The following is a 2,335-nucleotide window of genomic DNA, read 5'->3' on the forward strand; positions in this document are numbered from 1 at the left end:
TCGTCGCTTGGCTGTGAAGCTTGATCAGCATGCCGATCTCCCGTCTCGCACCTCGTTCAAAACAGATCGTGCCATGAAAAGCGCGGATCGACGAGGGGCTATGTGATCATCCGGGACGGAACAGCTATCGAGAGAACGCATCCGCCGCGCCGGCAAGAAAATTCTCGAAGGCGAGTGCCACCCAGATTGGAACCGCGATGTCGGCTTCCGGGTGCTCAAGGTCGACACCTCGAACATGAAGGACGTCTACTACCGCCCGGACGAGCTGAAGCAGTCCGACCTGCTCGACACGGTCGACAACGTGAAGGAGGGCCGCACCGCCGAGGACCTGCTGTTCCAGGTGCTGGTCGATTGGGGCGTGGACCTGACGCTGCCCATCCGCCGCGAGACGGTGCAGGGCAAGACGGTGTTCTTCGTTGACGACAACGCCCTCGTCGCCTGTTTCGACCGCGGCGTCACCGAGGATCTTGTGAAGGAGCTGGCGGGGCACGAGCCGCTGCGCGTCGTCTTCCGAGATACAGGCTTCGCGTCGGATGACGTGAAGATCAACGTCGAACAGATCTTCCGCCAGCTCTCCCCCACCACCGAAGTCAAGTCGATCTGAGGCCGGCCATGCAAATCAAGTTCAAGGTCCAGCCCTATCAGACCTATGCCGTGGGCGACGTGGTCGACTGCTTCGATGGGCAGCCGAACCGCTCCTTGCTGTCCTATCGAATGGACCCCGGCCTCGCCGCGCAGGCCAGCGCCTTCGAGGAAGGCTTCAAGAACGCCGACCTCGCGCTCACCGAGTCGCAGATCCTGGAGAACATCCAAAAGGTCCAGCGGCGGCAGAACCTGCCAGTCTCGCAGTCGCTGACGGACTTCACGACCTTCGACAACAAGGGCGCCCGCGTCCCCGTCAAGCCCGCCTACAAGAAGGACGCTCTGGCCGCGACCCGCGTTCATCTCGACGTTGAGATGGAGACCGGAACGGGCAAGACCTATTGCTACATCAAGTCCATTTTCGAGATGAACAAGCGGTATGGCTGGTCGAAGTTCATCATCATGGTGCCGTCCATCGCCATCCGCGAAGGGGTCTACAAGTCGCTCAACATGACGGCCGACCACTTCACCGAGAGCTACGGCAAGAAGGCGCGGTTCTTCATCTACAACTCCAAGCGCCTGCACGAGCTGGAGAGCTTTTCGTCCGACGCCGGGATCAACGTGATGGTGATCAACATCCAGGCGTTCAACGCGCGCGGGGCCGACAACCGGCGCATCTACGAGGAGCTCGACGACTTCCAATCGCGCAAGCCCATCGACGTGATCGCCTCGAACCGGCCGATCCTGATCCTGGACGAACCGCAGAAGATGGAAGGCAAGGCCACGACGGAGGCGCTGCCGAAATTCAACCCGCTGTTCATCCTGCGCTACTCGGCCACGCACCGTACGCAGCACAATCGCGTCCACCGTCTCGACGCGCTGGACGCCTACAACCAGAAACTGGTGAAGAAGATTGCGGTGCGCGGCATCCAGACCCGCGGTCTGGCCGGCACCAACGCCTACCTCTACCTGGAGGGCATCGATATCTCGAAAAAGGCCCCGGTGGCGCGGATCGAGATGGAGGTGAAGCTGAAGTCGGGCGAGATCAAGCGCCAACTCCGGCGGCTCGAATTCCGCGATGATCTGTTCGTGGAGTCGGGCGAGCTGGACCAGTATCGCGGCTTCACGATCAGCCAGATCGACGCCGTCAACGACACGGTCGAATTCACCAATGGCGAAGTTCTGAGGGCTGGAGAGGCAAACGGTGACGTCTCCGAACGCGACATCCGCCGCATCCAGATCCGCGAGACGATCAAGGCGCACCTGGACAAGGAAAAGCAGCTGTTCGCACAGGGCATCAAGGTTCTGTCGCTCTTCTTCATCGACGAGGTGGTGAAATATCGAGACTATGGTCAGGCGGACGAAAAAGGCGACTATGCTCGGGTCTTCGAGGAAGAATACGAGCTGCTCAAGGCCGAGTACCTGTCAGAGCTCGCGATCGATAACGAAGCGTACCGGAAATATCTGGGCGGCATTGATCCGACCAAGACCCACAACGGCTATTTCTCGATCGACAAGAAGACGAACCGCCTCAAGGATCCGGCCGTTGGCGCCCGTTCGGTCGATTCCGACGACGTGGACGCCTACGACCTGATCCTGAAGGACAAGGAGCGCCTGCTGTCCTTCGCTGTGAATCGGCATGCAAAAGTGACCCACTTGGGTGGGTATGATCATCTAAAACTGACCCACCTGCATTGTTAACATCCGTGCGCTTTGGCACGGAGGAAGAGCAGGTGTTACTGATGGAAACGTC

General features: G+C 59.8%; 2 protein-coding genes. Both read left to right on the forward strand.

What is annotated here, in order from left to right:
- The first annotated feature begins 211 nt into the window (after nucleotides 1-211).
- A complete protein-coding gene (locus DQW77_RS17780) occupies nucleotides 212-604 on the forward strand; it encodes a hypothetical protein (protein WP_220124997.1) in 393 nt (130 codons plus the stop codon).
- 8 nt (nucleotides 605-612) lie between these two features.
- Complete coding sequence (locus DQW77_RS17785) at nucleotides 613-2,283, forward strand: DEAD/DEAH box helicase family protein (RefSeq protein ID WP_220124998.1); 1,671 nt, start codon at nucleotides 613-615, stop codon at nucleotides 2,281-2,283.
- Nucleotides 2,284-2,335: the final 52 nt, after the last annotated feature.

The sequence above is a fragment of the Roseovarius sp. TE539 genome, assembly GCF_003298505.1.
In the GTDB taxonomy this organism is placed as follows: domain Bacteria; phylum Pseudomonadota; class Alphaproteobacteria; order Rhodobacterales; family Rhodobacteraceae; genus Roseovarius.

What these genes read in the sequence shown, in the direction of transcription:
- DQW77_RS17785 (WP_220124998.1), top strand. Translation starts at nt 613, where the DNA reads ATGCAAATCAAGTTCAAGGTCCAGCCCTATCAGACCTATGCCGTGGGC.